General features: G+C 37.3%; 3 protein-coding genes. All 3 read left to right on the top strand.

From position 1 onward, the window contains the following. The first annotated feature begins 274 nt into the window (after positions 1-274). The 3 genes from ptsP to ACP6PK_RS04050 all read left to right on the top strand — a co-directional run bounded on the left by ptsP (position 275) and on the right by ACP6PK_RS04050 (position 5,161). Entirely contained in the window at positions 275-2,845 is a 2,571-nt protein-coding gene (gene ptsP, locus ACP6PK_RS04060; RefSeq protein WP_426557972.1) for a phosphoenolpyruvate--protein phosphotransferase, read from the top strand. Between the two features lie 209 nt (positions 2,846-3,054). Beyond that, on the top strand, positions 3,055-3,678 hold the full coding sequence (dhaL, locus tag ACP6PK_RS04055) for a dihydroxyacetone kinase subunit DhaL (RefSeq protein WP_094678427.1): 624 nt from the start codon (positions 3,055-3,057) through the stop codon (positions 3,676-3,678). A 445-nt stretch (positions 3,679-4,123) separates the two neighbouring features. After that, on the top strand, positions 4,124-5,161 hold the full coding sequence (locus ACP6PK_RS04050) for a retroviral-like aspartic protease family protein (protein WP_426557970.1): 1,038 nt from the start codon (positions 4,124-4,126) through the stop codon (positions 5,159-5,161). The last annotated feature ends 480 nt before the right edge of the window (positions 5,162-5,641 follow it).

The following is a 5,641-nucleotide window of genomic DNA, read 5'->3' as shown; positions in this document are numbered from 1 at the left end:
TTAGTCTTATCTACAGTTCGGGCTAAAGCCCTACTACGAGCTTTAGTTAAATATTGCTAATTTAGATATAATTTTTTCTGTGAAGTTAAATTTAGAGCTAATTTTTTTGCTCAAAAAAAGTTTTTGTTTGTAGTAGGACTTTAGTCTTATCTACAGTTCGGGCTAAAGCCCTACTACGAGCTTTAGTTAAATATTACTGATTTAGATATAATTTTTCTCTGATGTTTATGTAATATTGATATGTTAAGCAGTAATATCAAAAATATATAAAAAAATGATAGATTATTCAGAAAAAAAAGTAGGAATTGTACTTGTATCCCAAATATCAAAAATATATAAAAAAATGATAGATTATTCAGAAAAAAAAGTAGGAATTGTACTGGTATCCCACAGTGCCAAATTAGCCGAGGCAGTGGTAGAATTAGCAAAACAAATGACTCAAGAACCAGCACCAATAGCGATCGCTGCTGGAATAGATGACCCAGAAAATCCTTTTGGTACTGATGTCATCAAAGTACAAGAGGCAATAGAATCTGTTTATAGTGATGCTGGGGTCTTAGTATTAATGGATTTAGGCAGTGCGGTAATGAGTACAGAAATGGCTCTAGAATTTTTATCATCAAGCCAAATAAATCATATTAAAATCTGTACAGCACCTTTGGTAGAAGGAGCAATTTCTGCTATAGTTCAAGCTTCTTTGGGAGCTAATATTCAACAAGTTATGGCAGAAGCTAATGCAGCTTTAACAGCTAAGATATCTCAGATTAATGTTGATGAAATAGTACCAGATGAAAACCCAGAAAATATCAGCAATATAGAAAAAGACAATTCATCAAAGACAATTAAAACTACTATCAAAAATCAACTAGGAATTCATGCTCGCCCCGCAGCAAAATTAGTAGCCATAGCTAATCAATTTAAATCTGAAATTACTCTGCAAAATTTGACTAAAAATAGTCAACTAATAAATGCTAAAAGTATTAATCAAGTAATTACATTAGCAGTTAAACAAGGACATGAAATAGCAATAAGAGCAACTGGTAATGATGTAGATTTAGCCCTAACAAAAATCCAAGAATTAATCACAAATAATTTCGGGGAGACAGAAGTAATTGTCAAGACAAAAGCAAAAATATCAACAACGCCAGATGCAGATAATCAACTACTCGGAACACCAGCATCTTCAGGAATTGCAGTCGGAAAAGTAGTACATTATCAACCAACAATTCCAGAAGTTGAAGACTATCCTGTAGAAGATCCAGAGGTAGAATGGCAGTATCTCCAGTTAATTTTGGAAACTGCAAAAAAGGAAATTCAAGGAATAATTGATAGTCTATCTAACAAAAGTACAACTGATAATACTCAAGTTGATATTTTGCAAACACAATTACTATATATAGAAGACCCCACTTTGTTAGATGAAGTACATCAGCTCATTTTTAAACAAAATCACTGTGCAGCAGTAGCATGGAAAAAAGCTATTGAGGCAATGATTAATACCTATCAAGAATTAGAAGATTCCTACTTGCAGGCGCGAGCTATTGATCTTAAAGATGTTGGAGGGCGAGTGCTAGAAGTGCTGACGGGTGGGAGTAGCAGAACTCTAAAATTATCACAACCGGGAATTTTGGTGGCTGCAGACTTAACACCTTCCCTTGCTTTGCAACTGAAACCAAATTTGGTATTAGGTATCTGTACTAGCGCTGGTAGTGTTACTGCTCATAGTACATTAATTGTAAATACGTTAGGTATCCCGATGGTGGTAGGAGTAGGTACTCAGTTGTTATCACTGGCAACAGATTCTCAAATTGCTTTAGATGGGGCAACAGGAGAAGTTTGGATCGAACCGAGTCAGACACAGTTACAGGAGTTACAGGCAAAACAAAGTCAAACTTTGGATAAATCTCAAACACCCCAGGAGGCAATAACAAAAGATGGTAGAAAAATTTCGTTGATGGCAAATATTGTGGGAGTTGCTGATGCGGAATTTGCTTTAGAATGTGGTGCAGAAGGAGTGGGTTTATTGCGGAGTGAATTTCTTTATCTCGATCGCCAAACCCAACCAACAGAAGCAGAGGAATATGAGAGTTATCGGGCGATCGCTCAAATTATGGGAACTCGCCCTCTAACTATCCGTACTCTAGATATCGGAGGTGATAAACAAGTTCCCTATATCAAGCAGGAGTCAGAAGCTAATCCTTTTTTGGGATGTCGTGGTATTCGGCAAAGTTTAGATACTCCAGAAATTTTGCAGACTCAGTTACGAGCTATTTTGCGGGCGAGTCACGGACATAATATTAAGGTAATGTTCCCAATGGTGGCATCTGTGCAAGAGGTACGCGCAGCTAAAAAGATTTTGACAGAAGTTGAAAACTCAATTTCTGTTATAAATAAGATAAAAGTGGGAATTATGATAGAAGTGCCAGCAGCAGTCACAATGGCGAACCAGTTGGCAAAGGAAGTAGATTTTTTCAGTATTGGTACAAATGATTTGAGTCAATATGTTATGGCGGCTGACCGAACTAATTCTAAAGTTGCTAATCTTGCTAATGGTCTCGAACCTGCGGTATTGCGGATGATTCAACAAACTGTAATTGCTGCCCATGAAGCGGAAATTTTGGTGAGTGTTTGTGGTCAGTTGGGGTCGAACTCGGTAGCAGTGCCAATTTTGTTGGGGTTAGGAGTTGATGAGTTGAGTGTAGCTCCACCAGCAATATCTATTGTCAAGAGAGTAATTTCTGAATTGGATATGTCTGAGGTTAAGGCGATCGCTCATTCTGTGTTGCAGTTGGATGGAGCGAAGTCGGTGCAAGAGTATGTTGTTGATAAATTAGGTATCAGATAAAGTGGCGAACCCAGAAACCGGGTTAGTATTAAACGCCCTACCATAATGATTTATACCTCCCACAAACCCGGTTTCTTATAACACTCAACACAAGCGCTATAATTGTCATATTTATGTTGGGTTTATCCTGCGGATAAGTTCCGCTAACGTACCTCAACCCAACCTACTTTTTTTGCTAGAGGTGCTGATAACTGATAAGTGAAAAGATTATGATCAACAAAGAACAAATTATCCAATGGCTGGAAACAGTAGCAACAGTCTTAGAGCAAAACAAAGATTATCTGACAGAATTAGATGCTGCTATTGGTGATGCTGACCACGGTATTAATATGAATCGTGGCTTTCAGAAAGTCCTAACTCAACTTCCCACTGTTACAAATAAAGATATTGGCAGTATTTTCAAAACTGTGAGTATGACTTTAATCTCTACTATCGGTGGTGCTAGTGGACCTCTGTATGGCACTCTATTTTTACGAGCAAGTGCTGTAGTAGCAGGAAAGTCAGAATTAACTACAGAAGATATGACTAAAGTATTCACTGCTGCAGTTGAGGGAGTAGTGCAACGTGGCAAAGCTAACTTAGGAGACAAAACTATGTTAGATGCTTTGTCTCCAGCAGCAAATACTTTTACAGAAGCAGTAGCAAATGGTTCCAGTTTTCTCGATAGTTTGAAACAAGCGGTAAATGCTGCTGAGTCGGGAATGAAAAATACAATTCCAATGCTAGCTAAGAAAGGAAGAGCAAGTTATTTAGGCGATCGCAGCATTGGTCATCAAGACCCAGGGGCAACTTCTATCTACCTCATTCTCAAAGCTCTGTTAGAGGTTGTTTGATATAGAATCCGGTTGAATACAGCAGTTTTCATTTGAATAGACCACAGTAGGGACGTTTTGTTGCGCAACATGTTTGCAGAGCATTCCGGAACGGAAAACGCATTTTTGCCTGTGCAACGTCCCTACAGGGTTATCATTTTTTCAGTGTGGTTTATTGACCTGAAAATGGCTGTAGTCGTCCCTATCGACGATAGGAAGCAATCTCTTAAAACCATGAGATTGCTATCCGTTCCGGAATGCTCCGCAAACCTTCCACAGAGTGACCGTCGCAATGACGCAAGCTATAGTAATTATACCGATTCTATATTAGAAGTCATTGATCCCCCTAAATCCCCCTTAAAAAGGGGGACTTTGAAAGCTCCCCCCTTGAAAAGGGGGGCGGGGGGGGATCTAAAACAGTACCCTACAGATTAGAGAACTGCTATATTCCAATTAACTAACAACTATGAACAGATTTCGGAGTATTACAACTATTGTTATTGGAGCTATTAGCTGCATAATTATTGCTCCTAGTTTAGCTCAACTAACACCTATTATTTTTCCGCAAAATATAGTTATATTCCCTCGAAAAAATAGATCGATTGGAGCAATTGTACAACTAGAAGGTCTAAACTTACCCCGCCCAAAAGTAACAGGAAAAGCAACTATTCCCCTAGAATTTTTAGACGGTGGAAAAGCTTTTACCTTGAAAGTAACTCTAGGAGAAAAATCAGGTAATTTTTTATTAGATACAGGTGCTTCTACTTCCATCATTGCCACAGAAACAGTCAAAAAATTAGAATTAACAGGGGAACCTGTACCACCAGAACTTTTAACTTATGCAGTAGCAGGGGATGAATGCCCAGAAATGAAAGCTAATTTACATAGTTTGCCTGTGTTAAAAATTGATAATGTTAAAGTCAAAAATTTAACAGGTTTAGAATTTACTACTACTGTCATGCCAGAAGAATTATCAGGAGTTTTGGGAATGGATATTTTGAGTAATTTTGATGTAGAAATAAATCCTCAAACCCAAGAATTACGATTATTACCTCCGACTCCCATACCTGCTAAAAATATTAATGATGCTATCCCACTTAAATCTAAGTTAGGAGTAATGTTAGCTGAGGTAGAAATTAATGGCAATGGTCCGTTTATCTTTATGTTAGATACGGGGGCAGAAAGTATTTTTATTTCTCAGAAATTAGCTAGTCAGTTAAAAATTTCTGAGGCGGAAAGACAGGAAATTCAAGTCCAAGGTTTTTGTGGTATCGAAATGGCAGAATATGCTTCTTTAGCTAAAGTAAAAATGGGAAATTATGAGCTGACAAATTTAGAGACAGTAATTTTGTCTTCCCCAGTATTGAAGTTATTAGAAGTTGATGGAATTTTAGGACAAAACTTTTTGAATAATTATCAACAATATTGGCGCTTTAATCAAAAAAAACCAGAAAAATTTCCGGCAGAGGGGAGTTTATTATTAATATCAAATTTGGATAATTAGTTATTATAAGTCATTGCGACTGGAACGGAGTGGAAGGTTTGCGGAGCATTCCGGAACGGATAGCAATCTCAGGGGTGGCGCGAGATTGCTTCCTATCGTCGATAGGGACGACAGACAATAGACTTTGACTATCCGGCTCTAAGAGGCTACTTGTAAAATTTTGTTAAGTATAAGTGCTCATTTATTCTGGAAAGATATAATGATAGTGGGAATGTGTGGGAGTTTCCGGATTTAGAGGTATTAACTGTTAAATTTTCATTTTCTGAATCCGTTAATGAGTCTAAAGTATAACTTTTTTGAACCTTAAACCACTCTATTTCTGGTTTGGAGTGAGTTGAGCATAATTATTGAGTTGATTTAGCGAAAAGTCTAGTGGCAGAAAGGTGAGAATATTGGAAGTAGAACTTAAAGCACAGACGGTTGGTATTAACGGGACTTTAGTGAAAAAATAGTAAAAAAAAGGGTATAATATATATCTGA

It is taken from the genome of Dapis hubbardiae BLCC-M172, assembly GCF_050016015.1.
In the GTDB taxonomy this organism is placed as follows: Bacteria; Cyanobacteriota; Cyanobacteriia; order Cyanobacteriales; family Microcoleaceae; genus Trichodesmium.
This window is presented reverse-complemented; position numbering and strand designations above follow the sequence as displayed.

Coding starts and splice junctions, on each gene's coding strand:
- ptsP (WP_426557972.1), top strand. CDS start 275: ATGATAGATTATTCAGAAAAAAAAGTAGGAATTGTACTTGTATCCCAA.
- dhaL (WP_094678427.1), top strand. CDS start 3,055: ATGATCAACAAAGAACAAATTATCCAATGGCTGGAAACAGTAGCAACA.
- ACP6PK_RS04050 (WP_426557970.1), top strand. CDS start 4,124: ATGAACAGATTTCGGAGTATTACAACTATTGTTATTGGAGCTATTAGC.